Origin of the sequence: Mycobacterium sp. 663a-19 (assembly GCF_035616495.1) — a bacterium.
GTDB lineage: Bacteria > Actinomycetota > Actinomycetes > Mycobacteriales > Mycobacteriaceae > Mycobacterium.
This window is the reverse complement of record NZ_JAPJAV010000003.1, coordinates 245,028-261,325: the sequence shown is the minus strand read 5'-3', so window position 1 is coordinate 261,325 and position 16,298 is coordinate 245,028. Positions and strand designations below refer to the sequence as shown.

The 16,298-nt window shown below is 66.6% G+C and carries 13 protein-coding genes and 1 pseudogene; 6 read left to right on the top strand and 8 right to left on the bottom strand.

Annotated elements, in window-relative coordinates; translation table 11 throughout:
- Positions 1 to 218: 218 nt before the first annotated feature.
- The 3 genes from embR to OQ968_RS07870 all read right to left on the bottom strand — a co-directional run bounded on the left by embR (position 219) and on the right by OQ968_RS07870 (position 5,094).
- Positions 219 to 1,361: an ATPase/transcriptional regulator EmbR gene (gene embR / locus OQ968_RS07880; RefSeq protein ID WP_324676379.1), complete on the bottom strand. Its 1,143-nt coding sequence runs from the start codon at positions 1,359 to 1,361 to the stop codon at positions 219 to 221.
- A 62-nt stretch (positions 1,362 to 1,423) separates the two neighbouring features.
- Positions 1,424 to 3,343: an ABC transporter ATP-binding protein gene (locus tag OQ968_RS07875; RefSeq protein ID WP_324676377.1), complete on the bottom strand. Its 1,920-nt coding sequence runs from the start codon at positions 3,341 to 3,343 to the stop codon at positions 1,424 to 1,426.
- Positions 3,340 to 5,094 (bottom strand): ABC transporter ATP-binding protein, encoded by a 1,755-nt coding sequence (locus OQ968_RS07870; RefSeq protein ID WP_324676376.1) that lies wholly within the window; start codon positions 5,092 to 5,094, stop codon positions 3,340 to 3,342. Before OQ968_RS07870 ends, OQ968_RS07875 begins: the two co-directional genes overlap by 4 nt.
- A gap of 185 nt (positions 5,095 to 5,279) precedes the next feature.
- On the opposite strand from OQ968_RS07870, the gene OQ968_RS07865 reads away from it, so the two are divergent.
- Both OQ968_RS07865 and OQ968_RS07860 read left to right on the top strand, forming a co-directional pair.
- Positions 5,280 to 5,828 (top strand): DUF3558 domain-containing protein, encoded by a 549-nt coding sequence (locus tag OQ968_RS07865; protein ID WP_324676374.1) that lies wholly within the window; start codon positions 5,280 to 5,282, stop codon positions 5,826 to 5,828.
- Positions 5,825 to 6,364: a DUF3558 domain-containing protein gene (locus OQ968_RS07860; protein ID WP_324676372.1), complete on the top strand. Its 540-nt coding sequence runs from the start codon at positions 5,825 to 5,827 to the stop codon at positions 6,362 to 6,364. Before OQ968_RS07865 ends, OQ968_RS07860 begins: the two co-directional genes overlap by 4 nt.
- Before the next feature lie 4 nt (positions 6,365 to 6,368).
- On the opposite strand, the gene OQ968_RS07855 is transcribed toward OQ968_RS07860, so the two are convergent.
- The 4 genes and pseudogenes from OQ968_RS07855 to OQ968_RS07840 form a co-directional block, all read right to left on the bottom strand.
- Positions 6,369 to 6,872 carry a histidine phosphatase family protein gene (locus OQ968_RS07855; RefSeq protein ID WP_324676370.1) on the bottom strand — a complete coding sequence of 168 codons (504 nt, stop codon included), beginning with the start codon at positions 6,870 to 6,872 and terminating at the stop codon, positions 6,369 to 6,371.
- Between the two features lie 434 nt (positions 6,873 to 7,306).
- Positions 7,307 to 7,663, bottom strand: a complete 357-nt coding sequence (locus OQ968_RS07850) for a DUF732 domain-containing protein (RefSeq protein ID WP_324676368.1) — start codon at positions 7,661 to 7,663, stop codon at positions 7,307 to 7,309.
- A 172-nt stretch (positions 7,664 to 7,835) separates the two neighbouring features.
- On the bottom strand, positions 7,836 to 8,213 hold the full coding sequence (locus tag OQ968_RS07845; RefSeq protein WP_324676366.1) for a DUF2510 domain-containing protein: 378 nt from the start codon (positions 8,211 to 8,213) through the stop codon (positions 7,836 to 7,838).
- 386 nt (positions 8,214 to 8,599) lie between these two features.
- Positions 8,600 to 8,806: pseudogene (locus OQ968_RS07840) on the bottom strand (hypothetical protein); the annotation flags it as partial.
- Positions 8,807 to 9,033: 227 nt separating this feature from the next.
- On the opposite strand from OQ968_RS07840, the gene OQ968_RS07835 reads away from it, so the two are divergent.
- Positions 9,034 to 9,852, top strand: coding sequence for a hypothetical protein (locus OQ968_RS07835; RefSeq protein ID WP_324676364.1), 819 nt, complete (start codon positions 9,034 to 9,036; stop codon positions 9,850 to 9,852).
- 331 nt (positions 9,853 to 10,183) lie between these two features.
- On the opposite strand, the gene OQ968_RS07830 is transcribed toward OQ968_RS07835, so the two are convergent.
- A complete protein-coding gene (locus tag OQ968_RS07830) occupies positions 10,184 to 10,351 on the bottom strand; it encodes a hypothetical protein (RefSeq protein WP_324676362.1) in 168 nt (55 codons plus the stop codon).
- 483 nt (positions 10,352 to 10,834) lie between these two features.
- Here OQ968_RS07830 and OQ968_RS07825 point away from each other — a divergent pair, with 483 nt between their 5' ends.
- From OQ968_RS07825 to OQ968_RS07815, 3 genes are read left to right on the top strand one after another with little or no spacing between them, the layout of a single operon-like run.
- Positions 10,835 to 11,974 (top strand): exonuclease SbcCD subunit D, encoded by a 1,140-nt coding sequence (locus OQ968_RS07825; protein WP_324676360.1) that lies wholly within the window; start codon positions 10,835 to 10,837, stop codon positions 11,972 to 11,974.
- A complete protein-coding gene (locus OQ968_RS07820; protein ID WP_324676358.1) occupies positions 11,971 to 14,598 on the top strand; it encodes an AAA family ATPase in 2,628 nt (875 codons plus the stop codon). The genes OQ968_RS07825 and OQ968_RS07820 overlap by 4 nt, the downstream gene beginning before the upstream one ends.
- A 52-nt stretch (positions 14,599 to 14,650) precedes the next feature.
- Positions 14,651 to 16,264 carry a GMC family oxidoreductase gene (locus OQ968_RS07815; RefSeq protein ID WP_324676355.1) on the top strand — a complete coding sequence of 538 codons (1,614 nt, stop codon included), beginning with the start codon at positions 14,651 to 14,653 and terminating at the stop codon, positions 16,262 to 16,264.
- The last annotated feature ends 34 nt before the right edge of the window (positions 16,265 to 16,298 follow it).

Sequence of the window (16,298 nt, the reverse complement as noted above, 5' to 3'; positions counted from 1 at the left end):
CGACCCCACCCGCGAGGCCTGACCGTCGCTCATCCCAGAACCTCCAAACCAACCCCAGACCCGCCGACCATACCAACAAATTCGCCCGAATCCGCCCGGATCCACCCGTTGCCACCGGCGGGCCCAGCAACCATGCGGTAGGCCCGTTCGGGCCCTGCCGTGCGGCCACGCGGTCGCCTACCCGGCGCCGAAAGCACTGCACGGCAGGAGTATTCGACCTACACCTCGGTCTTGTCGCCCGCGGCGATCCGAAACGTGAACTCGTGGTCGCAGATCCGGATGTGGTCGCCGTCGTTGAGGGTGGCCGCCGAGCGGATCCGCCGCTGCTGAACGTGCACGCCGTTCGACGACCGGAGGTCGTTGAGGATGTAGCTGGTGCCCGTGTCGACGATGACGGCATGGTGCCGGCTGACGTTGGGGCTGTCCAGGACTATGTCGTTATCACGTTGCCGCCCAATCCGTGTCGCCGCGGCCCGCAGCGGGTAGCGGCGGCCCGAGGCGTCGTCCAGATACGCCACGACTTCCTGGCCCGACACGCGCTGACCGAGCGCGCTGATCGTGCCGACGGCGGTGGTCTTGGCCGATTTCTCGGCGTCCAGCGGCTCCTGACGCAGGATGAGCTCGTTGAGGTCGCGCAGGGTTTGGCCCGGGTCGATGCCGAGGTCGTCGGCGAGTGTCGTCTTCACGCGGCGATAGGCGGCCAACGCGTCGGATTGCCGGTCGGTGAGGTAGTAGGCCGTGATCAGCTGGGCCCACAGTTGCTCGCGGTAAGGATGTTCGGCCGTCAGCGCCTCGAGCTCGGCGATGACGTTCGCCGCGCGTCCGCAAGCGATTTCGGCCTCCGCCCGTGCGGTGTGGGCAAGCATCTTTTCCTCGGCCAGCGAGGTGGCGTAGGTGTCGACGAACTGAAAGTCGCGCAGGTCGTCGAGCACCGATCCGCGCCATTGCGCCAGGGCGGCGGTCAGGTGGCGGCTGGCGTGTTCGAAGCGGCCGGCGGCCGCGGCGTGCACGCCCGCGGTTTTCGCGGTGATGAACCGTCCGAGGTCGCAAGCGTTCTCGTCGATGCTGAGCCGGTAACCCGGCGGCGCCGCCGCCAGCACCGTGCGCGGATCGATCCCGGCGCCGCTCAGCAGCTTGCGCAGGTTGGACACGTAGGAGTGAATGCTCGCCCTCGCCCCCGACGGAGGCCATTCGTCCCACACGGCGTTGATGAGCCTGTCGACGCCGACCGGACTGTTGCGGTTGATCAGCAGCATGGCCAACACCGCTCGCTGCTTGGGCGTGCCCAACGGCACCAGGGCGCCGTCGACGCTCATCTCCAACGGTCCGAGCAGACCCAGTTCGAGACGCTTGTCCGCCATCGCGCTTACCAGCCCTTCCGGTAAGGGTCGTTACACGTCATTGTGATACACGCCCGGCGAAGCTACGCCTGGGTCATCGCGTAGTACGCACCCCGGCGGGCCAGCAGTTCGGCGTGAGTGCCCTGCTCGACGATCCGGCCCGCCTGCACCACCAGAATGCGATCGGCGTCGCGGATGGTCGAAAGGCGATGCGCGATAATGAAACTCGTTCGATCCTGGCGAAGCTCACACATGGCGCGCTGAATCAGGGCCTCGGTGCGGGAGTCCACCGAGCTGGTCGCCTCGTCCAGGATCAACAGCCGCGGGCGGGCCAGGAAGGCGCGGGCAATGGTGATGAGTTGCTTCTCGCCGGCGCTGACGTTGCCGCCGTCCCAGCTGATCCGGGTGTCGTAACCGGCCGGCAGGGTGTGCACGAACCGGTCGACATAGGCCGCCTTGGCGGCCTCGACCACCTCGTCTTCGCCGGCCCCGGGTCGTCCGTAGGCGATGTTCTCCGCGATGGTCCCGTCGAAGAGCAAGGTGTCCTGCAGCACCATGCCGATGCGCGACCGCAGCGCCTGCCGGCTCACCGTCGCGATGTCGACACCGTCGATCAGGATCCGGCCGGAGTCGACGTCGTAGAACCGCATGAGCAGGTTCACCATCGTGGTCTTGCCGGCCCCGGTCGGCCCGACGATCGCCACCGTGCTGCCCGGCTCGGCCACCATCGACAGGTCCTCGATCACCGGGACGCCCGGGTGGTAGGCGAAGCTCACGCGTTCGAATTCGACCCGCCCGCTCGGGCCCGGCCGACCGGTTCGGCCCGCCGGTTCGGGCACCGGCGCGGGATCCGGTGGTTCCTCCGGCTCGTCGAGCAGGTCGAACACCCGCTCGGCGCTGGCCACCCCGGATTGCAGGGTGTTGTACATCCCGGCGACCTGGCTCAGCGGCGCGTTGAACTGCCGCACGTATTGAATGAACGCCTGGATGCTGCCGAGGGTGATCTGCCCCGTGGCGACCTGCACGCCACCCACCACGGCGACCGCGACGTAGCCCAGGTTCCCGATGAACGTCGTCGCCGGCGCCACCAGCCCGGAGAAGAATTGCGAACCGAAGCTGGCGTGGTAGACGTCGTCGTTGAGCCTGCGGAACTGTTCGCGCGCCGCGGCCTGGTGGCCGAACGTCTTGACCACGGTGAACCCGCTGTAGGTCTCCTCGATGTGGGCGTTGAGCCGTCCGATGCTCTTCCATTGGGCCGCGAACAGGCGTTGCGAGCGGCGCGCAATCGCGCGGGTGGCCAGCAGCGAGACCGGCACGGTCAGCAGGGTGATCAGCGCCAGCAGCGGCGAGATGGACACCATCATCGCGAGCACGGTCACCACGGTCAGGGCCGACGTCAGCAGCTGGCTGATCGTCATCGACAACGACGACTGCAGGTTGTCGATGTCGTTGGTGACCCGGCTCAGCAGCTCGCCGCGCTGGCGGCCGTCGAAGTAGGCCAGCGGCAGCCGGTGCACCTTGTCCTCGACGTCGGAGCGCAGCGCGACCATGGTGCGCTGCAGGATGACGTTGAGCAGCCGCGCCTGCACCCAAATCAGCAGCGAGGCAAGCACATACAGGGCCAACGCCACGGCCAGCGTCCTTGCCACCGCGTCGAAGTCCACTCCCCGGCCCGGCACCACGTTCATTCCGGACAGCAGGTCGGCGAAGGCCTTGTCACCGCGGTCCCGGGCCGCCGCGACGGCCTGGGCCTTGGTGATTCCCGCGGGGAGCCCGCGGCCGATCACGCCGTTGAACAGCAGGTCGGTGGCGTGGCCGAGGATCCGCGGAACGACGACGCCGATCGCCGTGCCGGTGACGCCCAGCGTGATCACCGCGATGACCGGCTCGCGTTGCGGCGCAAGCTGTTTCACCAGCCGGGCCGCCGAACCCCAGAAGTCGCGGGACCGCCCCGCCGGCGCCGGGGCGGCGCCACGGGTGGGCCTGCTGGTCACCGTCGTCACGGCGCGTCCCCGACCCCGGCGCCGACCGTTTGCGAGTCGGCGAATTCCGCGTAGGTGGCGCAGTCCGCCAGCAGCGATTCGTGCGTGCCGGCGCCCACCAGCTTCCCGTCGTCGACGACGATCACCTGGTCGGCCTGGGCAGCGGTCGAGATCCGTTGTGTGACAACGATGATCGTGGCGTCGGCGGATATCTCGCGCAGCGAGGCGCGGACCCGCGCGTCGGTGTGCACGTCGAGCGCGGAGAACGCGTCGTCGAACAGGTAGATGGCCGGGCGGCGGATCACCGCGCGGGCGATGGCGAGCCGCTGCCGCTGCCCGCCGGAGAAATTGATTCCGCCCTGCGCGACGCGCATGTCCAGGCCGTCGTCGTGCGCGCGCACGAAGCCGTCGGCCGCGGCCACCCGCAACGCCTCCCACATCTCGTCGTCGGTGACCACCCGGCCGGGGACGGCGCCGATGCGCAGGTTGTCCGCGACGGTCCCGGAGAACAGGTAGCCGCGCTGCGGAACCAGCCCGATGGCCGACCAGAGTCGCTCGGTGTGGTAGTCGCGGACGTCGACGTCGTCGACCAGGACCGCACCGGCGGTCACGTCGTAGAGCCGGCAGATCAGCGACACCAGCGTCGACTTGCCCGAGCCGGTGCTCCCGACGACGGCGGTGGTGGTTGCGGGCAGCGCGGTGAACGAAATGTCTTGCAGCACTGGACGCTCCGCGCCCGGATAGGTGAAGGTGGCGTTGTCCAGGCGCACCACGCCGGTGACGCCGCCGCCGGGGAATCGGGGGTGCGGCGGATCGCCGATCGCGGGGCGGGTGGACAGCACCTCGGTGATTCGCTCGGCGCACACGGACGCCCGGGGCAGCACCACCAGCGTCATCGTCGCCATCAACACCGCCATCAGGATCTGGGTGAAGTAGGCCAGGAAGGCGGTCAGCGACCCGACCTGCATCTGGCCGCGATCGATGCGCAACCCGCCGAACCAGATCAGCGCGACGCTGGACACGTTGATGGTCAGCGTGGTCACCGGCAGCATCAGCGCCTGCCAGTTGCCGGCGCCCAGCGACGCGTTGGACAGCGCCGCGTTGGCCCGGGCAAACCGGTCGCGCTCGAAGCGCTCGCGGGTGAAGGCGCGGACCACCCGCACCCCGGCGAGCTGGTCGCGCATCACCCGGTTGATCCCGTCGATCAGGGCCTGCATGCTGCGGAACAGCGGCAGCATGTGCGACATGATCCAGTAGTTGGTCACGCCCAGGATCGGAACGCTGACCAGCAGCAGCCACGTCAGCGCGGCCTGCTGGTGGAAGGCCATGAAGATGCCGCCGACGCACATGATGGGCGCGGTGACCAGCACGGTGGCTCCGATCTGGACGAGGTACTGGATTTGCCGGACGTCGTTGGTGCTGCGGGTCAGCAACGTCGGCGCGCCGAACCGGGCGGTCTCGCTCTCGGAGAAGGTCGTGACGTGTTCGAACATCGCCCGGCGCAGGTCGCGGCCGAACCCCATCCCGGTCCGCGAGCCGAAGTAGACGGCGCCGACCGAACACAGCACCTGCACCCCGGTGACCGCGAGCATCAGCATGCCGAGCCGGACGATGGTGGCGGTGTCGCCCTTGGCGACGCCGTCGTCGATGATCGCCGCGTTGACCGTCGGCAGGTACAGCGTCGCCAGGATGCTGATCAGCTGCAGCACCAACAGCACCGCGACCAGCCGGCGGTACGGCCGGATGTACTGGCGCAGCAGTGCCAGGAGCATTTGGTAACTGTCGCACATGGCGGGCGTCCCGGTGCCGAGCACCGCCGGACGGTTGCGCGCTCGAGGCCGATGCGGCGAGGGCGTTGAATTGCCTGCTCAGGGGGCGCGTCGGTGGTTGACCCACGGGGCTGCCGCTACAGTGCATCGTGTGGACCAGCAGCAGGCGCGGGCGAGGCGGGGTATCGGTGCGGCGTAACGTGACGGCGCTGGCGCTTGCGGCATCGGCCGCGATTCTGGTTTCTGCGGGGTGTTCGGGTTCCGGCGACAACAAACCGGGGGCGACGACGTCGTCGGAGTCGGGAAACGCCGAAGGGCACCACGGGCCGATGTTCCCGCAATGCGGGGGAGTCAGCGATCAAACGGTGGCCGAATTGACCAAGGTAAACGGACTGATCAACACCGCCCGCAACTCCGTCGGGTGTCAGTGGCTGGCCGGCGGCGGAATTCTCGGCCCGCACTTTTCCTTCTCGTGGTACCGCGGCAGCCCCATCGGACGCGAACGCAAGACCGAGGAGCTGTCGCGGGCGAGCGTCGACGACATCAACATCAACGGCCACGGCGGTTTCATCGCCGTCGGCAACGAGCCGAACCTGGGTGACTCGCTGTGCGAGGTCGGCATCCAGTTCCAGGACGACTTCATCGAATGGTCGATCAGCTTCAGCCAGAAGCCCTTCCCGCCGCCGTGCGACATAGCCAAAGAACTGACCCGCCAGTCGATTGCGAACGCGAAATGAGCAGAAGAATCCTCCGCGCGGGTGTGGCTCTGCTGGTCGTTGTCTTGGTGATGACGGGCTGCTCGAGGTCGATCGGGGGCACCGCCGTCAAGGCGGGCGGGCCGTCGCGCAACAACAACTCCCAGCAGCAATACCCGAACCTGCTCAAGGAATGCGAGGTCCTGACCACCGACATCCTGGCCAAAACCGTGGGCGCCGATCCGCTCGACATCCAGAGCACGTTCGTCGGCGCGATCTGCCGGTGGCAGGCGGCCAACCCGGCCGGCCTGATCGACATCACCCGGTTCTGGTTCGAACAGGGCGGCCTCAGCAACGAGCGCAAGGTTGCCGAGTTCCTGAAGTACAAGGTCGAAAGCCGTCAGATCGCGGGCATCAACTCCATCGTGATGCGCCCCGACGACCCGAACGGCGCGTGCGGGGTGGCCAGTGATGCCGCGGGGGTGGTCGGCTGGTGGGTCAACCCGCAGGCGCCCGGCATCGACGCGTGCGGGCAGGCCATCAAGCTCATGGAGCTGACGCTGGCCACCAACTCTTAGCCGGTCAGCGCGGAACCTGGAAGCCGATCAGCGCGGCGCGACCGAGTTCCAGGCCCTTCCAATCGCCGGCGACTTTGAGCACCGCGATGGCCGACGTCGGGAACTTTTCCGAAATGCGTTGCACCGCTGCGGCATCGGTGCCGTCCGCGCCCGCCAGGCCGATCGCCAGGTGTGACATCGTCGGTTCGTGCCCGACGACGAGCAGCGTGTCGACCGTCTCGGCGACGCCGTTGATCTGGTCGAGCATCGACCCCGGCGTCGCGCCGTAGAGCCGCTCGTCGTATCGCACCGGGGCGTCGATTCCCACGTCGGCCAACGTCTGCCGGGCACGCGTCGCAGTCGAGCACAGCACCTCGTCGACGGCGGGCGCGTTGGCCCGCAACCAGTCACCGGCCAGCCCCGCCTCGCGGATGCCGCGCGGCGCCAACGGCCGGTCGTGGTCCGCGACGCCCGGCGGATACGACGACTTCGCGTGCCGCATCAGCAGCAGGGTGCGCCGAGGGGTCATCCGACCCACGCTAATCAGTGGGCACCTGGGTCGCTATGCCACGTCGTCGTCATCGTCCCCATCCTGGAGGAGTTTTCGGGGTGCCAATAGAGATTTTCGGGGTGCCAATAGATATTGGTGCGGGGTTGGCCGCGATTACGCGAAGTACTCTCCAAGAGCCGCACAGGCGAGTGATCCGCCCCTATCGGGCCTGGTCCCCCGATCCGACCGACTGCCCTGCGGTCTCCGCTGCGGATGAACTTGTCAAGTTAGCTCGACTGCGAGGCACTCGGTGCGTGCTGACTACGGGGGAGTTTGAGACACAGATGGCTAGGCTCTCTGCTGACAGCGGTCATCTCACCGCGTGCGCTATCCCCTGTGGGCACCTCGACGGGTAGGGGATCGAAATGCGACGCTATCTTTTTACCTATCTTCGCAGTTCGGCGGCCAGAGTATCAACGCCCAAACCCCGGTAGAAATGTTGCAGAATAGCAATATGTTTTAATTGATTCCTGTACAAAGAAATTTGAGAGTGCATACGGGTCGCGTATGGGTGAATATCCAATCTTTATATAATTCTCGCGTATTACCTGCGTAATAGCGCTCTTATCGATTCCTTGCGCAAGACCCTGGCAGACCTTATGCGCTGCAGCGATGTCCTCGGCATCGGAATGCCCCGTAGCGACATGATTGTTAGCTAGGGTGTTTAAGAAAAGTTCGTCATTACCTTCGGCGTGCGCGGTACTTATGCTGGCTGAAACCACGACCAAAAAAGCCATCAAGGCGAAGCGCCGTACAACTTTTTGGAGCATAGCGACTCCTTGTTGTTGGTAGTGGTATGGCCAAGGGTACAACTCAACCGTCCTTGAACAGGGCGGTCTTGGCTAGAACAAGGTCAATCGGATGTCGCGGTCGTCGTTCGGCTTTCCTGTGGGGCTTGCGGGCGCCGCCGAGTCGGGCGCCCGCTAACGGAGAACCGCCCATTTACTTACCTACCTTTAGCTCGCAATAGTGCTCAAGGTCCTTGTGCGTGTTCCCCGGTGTGCCATTGACCGCCGACTGGTTCGCAGCAAGGCAATCCTTGTAGTTTTGACTCTCCCACGGCCTTTGCGCCGCGACGATCGCGCCGACGATGACGATCACTGCCGCGATCGTCCCGATGACAATCCACCCTCGGCCCGAATCAGACAGACCAAGCCAAAACCCTTTGAAGCCCCCAGACGAGGAGGTCGGCATGGAGGCATATTGTGGCGCGTCAGTTTGTTTACGATGCTCGGTCCACTCTTTGCCGTTCCAATAACGCTGCGTGTTGGCGCGATCAGGATCCAAGTACCAACCTGGTGCAGGAACCTCTGATGACATTTCTGACCTCCTCGGGGGTGGCGCAAGGGGGCCGAACGTCTGTACTTCCCGAACCGACCATGCCCCACAAAAATATCTTCGGGGTAGCTGTGAGATACGTATCGAATCGGAACTCTAGATGACTTCGGTTGCGACGTCAGGCAAATCGGTGACGGCAGTTCTCCTACGCGGATGATCGGCGGTCGCCGCCGCTCCCGCTCAAGGTCGGCGACGCGGCGCTCTAGCCGAGTCACCTTCAACGCCAACGCGCCGACAAGCTCTGCCAGCACGTCGAGTTCGGCGCGCCGGCCACGACGACGCTGGCCGGCGGGGGTCATAGGTCGCCGAACTCGGCGAGCCACTCGCCGCCGTCGTCGTCAACCGACACCACCGCATTGTCGACCGTTGTCGGTGCGGCGGCACGTGGCGTAGTCGGTGATGTGTGTAGTAGCCGGGCACGGTGCACCCGGGGGCGGTGCAGTCGCGGTCGTTGGCAAGATGGAGCCCCCGCCGGTCAGGCCGCGCCCGGCGGCGGCTTCCTCAGGGTGGCGGTGACGATGGTGGAGGCCGGCAGCCCATTTATGCTGTCCGAGTTGTCCCAAGGCCAGCAGCGCGCAGTGCGGCGTGTGCAGGATGCCAGAAAAGACACACACACACATGACTCCGACTCGAAGACATGCATTGAGAGGTGTCCGTGGGGTTTTGCCCTGTGGTATGCCCAGCAACCTGAGACGATTACATCGCCGTATGGGGGACCAAGAGATTTCCCACCTGTCGCCAGGTTGGTGGTCCACCTCATGCGCCGGCCGCCTCCTGAACCTTCCCAAACATTGAATTGGGGATGACCGCTGTGAATACGAATGCACAATACCAAGATGGGTCCGGCCAACCAATACTGAGAGACTCAATTGCAGCATTTATCGACGAACTAGGCTTTTCCGAGAGAGTCAAAACGCTAGACACGAATGAGTTGCGCCTCGACGTCGAACGCTATCGTATCGTACGTAGTCGAAATTTTTCACCTCCCAACAGGTCTCACCAGGAGCTCATTGCTCTTTATTTCAGTGACAACGTTGGATTGGCGCTTCCCACCGATCCGGGTGGTATGGGAGGCGAATTACTATCAGTGATTAGAGCCGCCGGGTCATATCAGAGGGAGCTTACGATCGGCGGGAGGTTCGTCCGCGGTGGGATAACCCGCGGTGACATCTACGCCGACGACAAGTTTATCACCGGTCGGGCCCTAATCGACGCGGTTGAACTGGAGGAGAGGGTAGCGGTCGTTCCCCGGATTTTGCTTGACGACGCATGTATAGCCCTCGCGAGCAAAGAATCTAAAGATAGCGCTAAGGCAGGAAACCTCTCGGGCTCCTCGCTTCACAGGACATATGGGTCTTTATTGCTGCGCGACGGAGAACAAGTGATATGCAATTATTTGGCAACGTTATTTTCAGAGGAATGTGCGGATTTTCAGATAGAGATTGTCCTGGAAAATCATCGCGATTTTATTAATCAAAGACTTGCACACTACAGGAATAATGTTAATATTTTGGCCAAATACCAATGGGCCGGCCGATACCATAACTATTTTGTCACGCAAAACAACGCTAAACAGTATGCGATCAATAACCTGAATGGCGGAAACTTTGCTTCATTTTAGCTGACTGATTGAACGATCAGCATTGTTCTGTGTGGATTGTGGATCGCTCCTTCGCCTTCCAGGTTCGACTTGATGCTTAGCGGTCGTGGTGCTCGCGCCGGAGAACAAGGGACAGGTCAGCCCCGTCACCTACCAACTCAACAGCATTGCCCAGCGTCCTTCATTAACCAATCGTGGGGGCCTGAAGGTGAGTTCCGTGACCTCGTCAAGCTCAAGCGATTCCCGCCGGGAATCACTATCGACTTCGCTCACTCACTGGTGGGACAGCTGGCTTCTGGATGCCACTCTGATGCTCGTTGCATCACTCTCGTGACATCAGGGCTGCTGAGCGCTATTTCTTGGGTGTGATGGTGATGCGCTGGAACGTCGGTATTCCGTTCTCATCGGTCAAGTCCTTGATGATCTCGGCAAGCTTGGCGCCGATCACTGCGGGCGTGGTGTGCTCCGAGGTTGCTTCCTGGCCGTCGTTAAACAGGACTGTGGCCTGGTAGGTGGGCATGGTGCTCCTTATGGGGCTTTCGGGGTAGGGGTTGGCAACGCTGCCACCCAGTCAAACGGGTGCCCGATCCGTACCAGTTCCCGAAAACGAGGCCATTTTGGCGGGATGCGGGTTTGACGCCACTACGCAGGAATTTGGGCCCCGTCATAAGCCACCCTGTACGCATTCGCGCTAGGTCATCGTTGCTGTCAGTACGACTGGTCGGCGACCGGGCCGAAAAGTCGATGCCTCGGTGCAACTCATACGGCGAAACTATCAAGCCCACCGACAGAAAGCGCCGTCTTGTGACTACAGAAACCAACGTGGCACAAGAAGTCTCAGGCGCGCGATTGTCGCGCTGAGGCGGGCAAAACGACACCGGGTTCGCCGAGGTTGAAATGCCGGCCGAAGGCATGCCGGTGCGCGTCCCAGGACTTGTCGGTGTCCAGACCTAGACTCGCGGTGCCTTGATAGCCATGCGATTTCGGAAGGGGGCCGCCGGAGATGCGATTCCTGCACACCGCCGATTGGCAGCTGGGAATGACCAGGCACTTCCTTGCCGGCGACGCCCAGCCGCGGTATTCCGCGGCACGCCGTGACGCCGTCGCCGGCCTGGGCGCGCTGGCGGCCGAGGTGGGCGCCGAGTTCGTCGTGGTGGCCGGTGACGTCTTCGAACACAATCAGCTCGCCCCCAAGGTGATCGGCCAGTCGCTGGAAGCCGTGCGCGCCATCGGTATTCCGGTGTACCTCCTGCCGGGCAACCACGACCCGCTGGACGCATCGTCGGTGTACACCGGCAAGTTGTTCACCGCCGAACGCCCCGACAACGTCGTCGTCCTCGATCGGCCCGGCGTCCACGAGGTTCGGCCCGGCGTCGAGATCGTGGCCGCGCCGTGGCGGTCCAAGGCCCCGACCACCGACCTCGTCGCCGAGGTCCTCGAGGGCCTCGACCCGGGCCCCGTCACCCGCGTGCTCGTCGCGCACGGCGGCGTCGACGTGCTGGACCCCGACAAGGACAAGCCCTCGCTGATTCGGCTCGCACGGCTCGACGACGCGCTGGCCCGCGGCGCGGTTCACTATGTGGCGCTGGGCGACAAGCATTCGCTCACCCGGGTCGGCGACAGCGGCCGAGTCTGGTACTCCGGGTCGCCGGAGGTCACCAACTTCGACGACGTCGAGTCCGACCCCGGCCACGTCCTCGTCGTCGACATCGACGACAACGACGTCAGCGTGCAATCGCGGCGTGTCGGCCGCTGGCGGTTCGTGACCTTGCAACGCCAGGTCGACTCCAGCCGCGACATCGCCGACCTCGACATGAACCTCGACCTGATGACCGAGAAGGACCGGACCGTGGTGCGGCTGGCGCTGACGGGTTCGCTGACGGTCACCGACCGGGCGGCGCTGGATGCGTGCCTGGATAGATACGCGCGGCTGTTCGCGCACTTGCGCACCTGGGACAGCCACACGGACCTGGCCGTGATACCCGCCGACGGTGAGTTCAGCGACCTCGGCATCGGCGGGTTCGCCGCGGCGGCCGTCGACGAGCTGGTGGCCACCGCGCGCGACGGCGACGCCGACTCGGCGGTCGACGCGCAGGCGGCGCTGGCGCTGCTGCTGCGACTGGCCGACAGGGGCGCCGCATGAAGGTGCATCGGCTGGTCCTGACGAATTACCGCGGTATCGCGCACCGGGAGATCGAGTTCCCCGACCGCGGTGTGGTCGTGGTCAACGGCGCCAACGAGGTCGGCAAGTCGTCGATGATCGAAGCGCTGGACCTGCTGCTGGAAGCCAGGGACCGCTCGACGAAGAAGGAGGTCAAGCAGGTCAAACCGACCCACAGCGACGTCGGCTCCGAGGTCACCGCCGAAATAAGCTGTGGCACTTATCGTTTCATCTACCGCAAGCGGTTCCACAAGAAGTGCGAGACGGAATTGACGGTGCTGGCGCCGCGCCGCGAGCAGCTGACCGGCGACGAGGCCCACGAGCGCGTCCGGTCGATGCTCGCCGAGACGGTGGACACCGAGCTGTGGCGCGCCCAGCGGGTCCTGCAGGCCGCGTCGACCGTCGCGGTGGACCTGTCCGGTTGTGACGCGCTGTCGCGTGCCCTCGACGTGGCGGCCGCGCAATCCGACAGCGCCGCGGCGCTGTCCGGCGCCGAGCCGTTGCTCATTGAGCGGATCGACGCCGAGTATGCGCGCTACTTCACCCCCACCGGCCGACCCACCGGGGAGTGGTCGTCGGCCATCTCCCGGCTGGAGGACGCCGAAGCCGCGGTCGACGAATGCGCCGCGGCGGTCGCCGAGGTCGACGACCGCGTCCGTCGCCACGCCGCCCTGACCGAGGAAGTGGTCGAGCTGTCGCAGCTAAGGCTGGCCGCCGGCCCGCGGCTGGCCGCCGCTCGGGCCACCGCCGAGAACATCGAGGAGCTCACCCGCCAGGCGCGTGAGGCCAAGCTGGTCGCCGAGGCCGCGGCGGCCACCAGCGCCGCCGCGATCGCGGCGCACACCGGACGCCGAAGGCTGCTCGCCGAAATCCAAACCCGCACAGCGACTGTGGCCGCCACCGAGGCGGAGGCGCAGGAGGCCGCCGACGCGCAGGCGGGGGCGCGGGCCGCCGCCGAGGCGTCCGCCGCGGCGGTCGAGGAGGCCGCGCGGGCCCTGGCGGACCTGCACCGCCGCGTCGAATCCGCCCGGCGCACGGTAGACCGGTTGGCCGACCGCGAGGAGGCCGATCGGTTGAGCGCCCGGCTCGGCAGGATCGACGCGACCCAGAGCGACCGCGACGCGGTCTGCGAAGAGCTCTCCGCGGTCGTGCTGACCGACGAACTGCTGCAGCGCGTCGAGGACGCCGCGGCGGCGGTCGATCGCACCGCCGACCAGCTCGCGTCGATGTCGGCGGCGGTCGAGTTCACCGCCGCAACCGACATCGAGCTCGTCGCCGGCGACCAGCGGGTGACGTTGTCGGCAGGGCAAATCTGGTCCACGACCGCCACCGGCCCGACCGAGGTCGACGTGCCCGGGATACTGACCGCCCGGATCACCCCCGGCGCGACCGCGCTCGATGTTCAGGCCAAACACGCTGCGGCACGACAAGAGCTGGCGGCAGCGCTGGCCGCGGCCGGTGTCGCCGACCTCGACGCGGCACGCCGCGCCGACCAGCGGCGTCGCGAACTGCAGAGCCGCCGCGACCAGTTGAGCGCCACGCTGTCCGGCCTGTGCGGCGACGAGTCACAAGACCAACTGCGCGCGCGACTGGCGGCGTTGCAGGCGGGCCAGGCGGAACCCGAGCTCGTCGCAACGGACATCACCGCGGCCCGCGCCGAGCTCGACGCGGCGGAGGCCGCTCGGCTGGCCGCGGAAGCCGACTGCGAGACCCGCCGTCAAACGGCGGCCGAAGCCGCGTCCCGGCTCGCCGAAACAACCACCCGGACAACGCTTTTACTCGACAAGCTGGCGACCCAACGCGCCGAGCTGGAAACGGTCACCGACCAGCTGGCCCGCGAGCGCGCGTCGGTCGCCGACGCGGACCTGTCGGCCGCGGCGGAGTCGAGCGAGCGGGCCGCGACCGCCGCGCAGCAACGGGCCGCCGAGCTGGCCGACGAACTGGCCGCCGCCGCGCCGGACGCGGTGGCCGCCGAGCTGGCCGAGGCCGCCGCGGCGGCCGATTCGCTGCGCGACCGCTACGAGGATCGCGCGGGCGCCCTGCGCCAGATCAGCATCGAGCTCTCGGTCATCGGCGGCGAGGGCCGTCAGGGCAAGCTCGACGCGGCGGAGACCGAACGCGAGCACGCCGCCGGCGAGCACACCCGCGTCGGCCAGCGGGCCCGCGCGGCGCAGCTGCTGCGGTCGGTGATGTCCCGCCACCGCGACACCACCCGGCTGCGCTACGTCGAGCCCTACCGCGCGGAGCTGCAGCGGCTGGGGCGTCCGGTGTTCGGGCCCACGTTCGAGGTCGACATCGACAGCGACCTGTGCATCCGCAGCCGCACTCTGGACGGCGTCACGGTGCCGTACGAATCGCTTTCCGGTGGAGCCAAGGAGCAACTCGGCATCCTGGCGCGGCTGGCCGGCGCGGCGCTGGTGGCCAAGGAGGACTCCGTTCCGGTCGTCGTCGACGACGCGCTGGGTTTCACCGATCCGGATCGGCTGGCCAAGATGGGTGAGGTGTTCGACACCGTGGGCGCGGACGGTCAGGTGATCGTGCTGACATGCAGCCCCGACCGCTACGACGGCGTCAAGGGCGCGCTGCGCATCGATCTGAACGTTTAGCGCCGTCGGCGGTCCCGACCGTCTTACACTCACCCCGAAACGGGAGTGCACCATGGACATTCAGTGCGACTACCTAGTGGTCGGCACCGGCTCGGCCGGGGCGGTCGTGGCGAATCGGCTCAGCAGCGATCCGGCCACCGCGGTCGTCGCGCTCGAGGCGGGCCCGCCGGACAAGAACCGATTCATTCCGATCCCGGCGGCCTTCTCCAAGCTCTTCCGCAGCGAGATCGACTGGGACTACCTGACCGAACCGCAGGCCGAGCTCGGCGGCCGCGAGATCTATTGGCCCCGAGGCAAGGTGCTCGGCGGGTCGTCGTCGATGAACGCGATGATGTGGGTGCGCGGATTCGCCGCCGACTACGACGAGTGGGCGGCGCGAGCCGGACAGCAGTGGTCCTACTCCGACGTGCTCGGGTACTTCCGCCGCATCGAGGATGTCACCGCGGCGTGGCACTTCGTCAGCGGCGACGACAGCGGGGTCACCGGGCCGCTGCAGATCTCGCGGCAACGCAGCCCGCGTCCCTCGACGGCGGCCTGGCTGGCCGCGACCCGAGAGTGTGGTTTTCCTCCGGCACAACCGAATTCGCCTCGGCCGGAGGGCTTTTGCGAAACGGTGGTCACCCAGCGGCGGGGCGCTCGATTCAGCGCCGCAGACGCATACCTGAAGCCGGCCAGGCACCGCAAGAACCTCACCGTGCTCACCGGGGCCACCGTCACCCGGGTGGTCTTCGACGGGCCCCGCGCCGTCGGCGTCGAACTCGAGCGGCGCGGCGGGCGGCGCGCCAAACGGCACGGCGAACGCTGCGTCGCGCATGCCCGCCGCGAGGTGATCCTCTGCGGAGGCGCCGTCAACAGCCCCCAGCTGCTGATGCTTTCCGGCATCGGCAATCGCGACCACCTCACCGATCTCGGTATCGACACCGTCCACCATTCGCCCGAGGTGGGGCAGAACCTGCTTGACCACCTGGTCACGCCGCTGGGCTTCGACGTCGACGGCGACAGCCTGGCCGCCGCCCAAAAGCCCGTGGAGATGCTCAAATACCTGCTGCGGCGCCGCGGGATGCTCACCTCCAACGTCGGCGAGGCCTACGGATTCGTGCGCAGCCGACCCGAGCTGGACCTTCCCGACCTCGAGCTGATCTTCGCCCCGGCACCGTTCTACGACGAGGGCCTGCTGGCCAAGCCGCCGGGCCACGGGGTGGTCTTCGGGCCGATCCTCGTCGCACCGGAAAGCCGCGGCCAGATCACGCTGCGGTCCGCCGACCCGCACGACAAGCCGGTCATCGAACCGCGCTACCTGTCGGACCCCGGCGGCGTCGACCGCGCCGCGATGATGGAGGGGCTGCGGATATGCGCGCGGATCGCGGCGGCCCCCGCCCTCAAAAACCTGCTCGGCCCCATCGCCCGGCCGCGCGGCTGCACCGAGCTGAACGAGGCCACCCTGGAGCTGGCGCTCAGCGCCAACTCGCACACCCTGTATCACCCGCTGGGCACCTGCCGGATGGGCAACGACGAAGCGAGCGTGGTGGATCCGCAGCTGCGCGTCCGCGGGGTCTACGGGCTCCGGGTGGCCGACGCCTCGGTGATGCCCAGCACCGTCCGCGGGCACACCCACGCGCCGTCGGTGCTCATCGGCGAGGTGGCGGCCGACCTGATCCGCGGCTGACCCTGCGTGTCGGCAGAATGGGTCCATGGCGGGC

Excerpts from the sequence above, each read along its gene's own strand:
- OQ968_RS07825 (WP_324676360.1), top strand. The coding sequence starts at position 10,835 with ATGCGATTCCTGCACACCGCCGATTGGCAGCTGGGAATGACCAGGCAC.
- embR (WP_324676379.1), bottom strand. The coding sequence starts at position 1,361 with ATGGCGGACAAGCGTCTCGAACTGGGTCTGCTCGGACCGTTGGAGATG.
- OQ968_RS07835 (WP_324676364.1), top strand. The coding sequence starts at position 9,034 with ATGACCGCTGTGAATACGAATGCACAATACCAAGATGGGTCCGGCCAA.
- OQ968_RS07870 (WP_324676376.1), bottom strand. The coding sequence starts at position 5,094 with ATGCTCCTGGCACTGCTGCGCCAGTACATCCGGCCGTACCGCCGGCTG.
- OQ968_RS07860 (WP_324676372.1), top strand. The coding sequence starts at position 5,825 with ATGAGCAGAAGAATCCTCCGCGCGGGTGTGGCTCTGCTGGTCGTTGTC.
- OQ968_RS07820 (WP_324676358.1), top strand. The coding sequence starts at position 11,971 with ATGAAGGTGCATCGGCTGGTCCTGACGAATTACCGCGGTATCGCGCAC.
- OQ968_RS07845 (WP_324676366.1), bottom strand. The coding sequence starts at position 8,213 with ATGTCATCAGAGGTTCCTGCACCAGGTTGGTACTTGGATCCTGATCGC.
- OQ968_RS07855 (WP_324676370.1), bottom strand. The coding sequence starts at position 6,872 with ATGACCCCTCGGCGCACCCTGCTGCTGATGCGGCACGCGAAGTCGTCG.
- OQ968_RS07850 (WP_324676368.1), bottom strand. The coding sequence starts at position 7,663 with ATGCTCCAAAAAGTTGTACGGCGCTTCGCCTTGATGGCTTTTTTGGTC.
- OQ968_RS07830 (WP_324676362.1), bottom strand. The coding sequence starts at position 10,351 with ATGCCCACCTACCAGGCCACAGTCCTGTTTAACGACGGCCAGGAAGCA.
- OQ968_RS07815 (WP_324676355.1), top strand. The coding sequence starts at position 14,651 with ATGGACATTCAGTGCGACTACCTAGTGGTCGGCACCGGCTCGGCCGGG.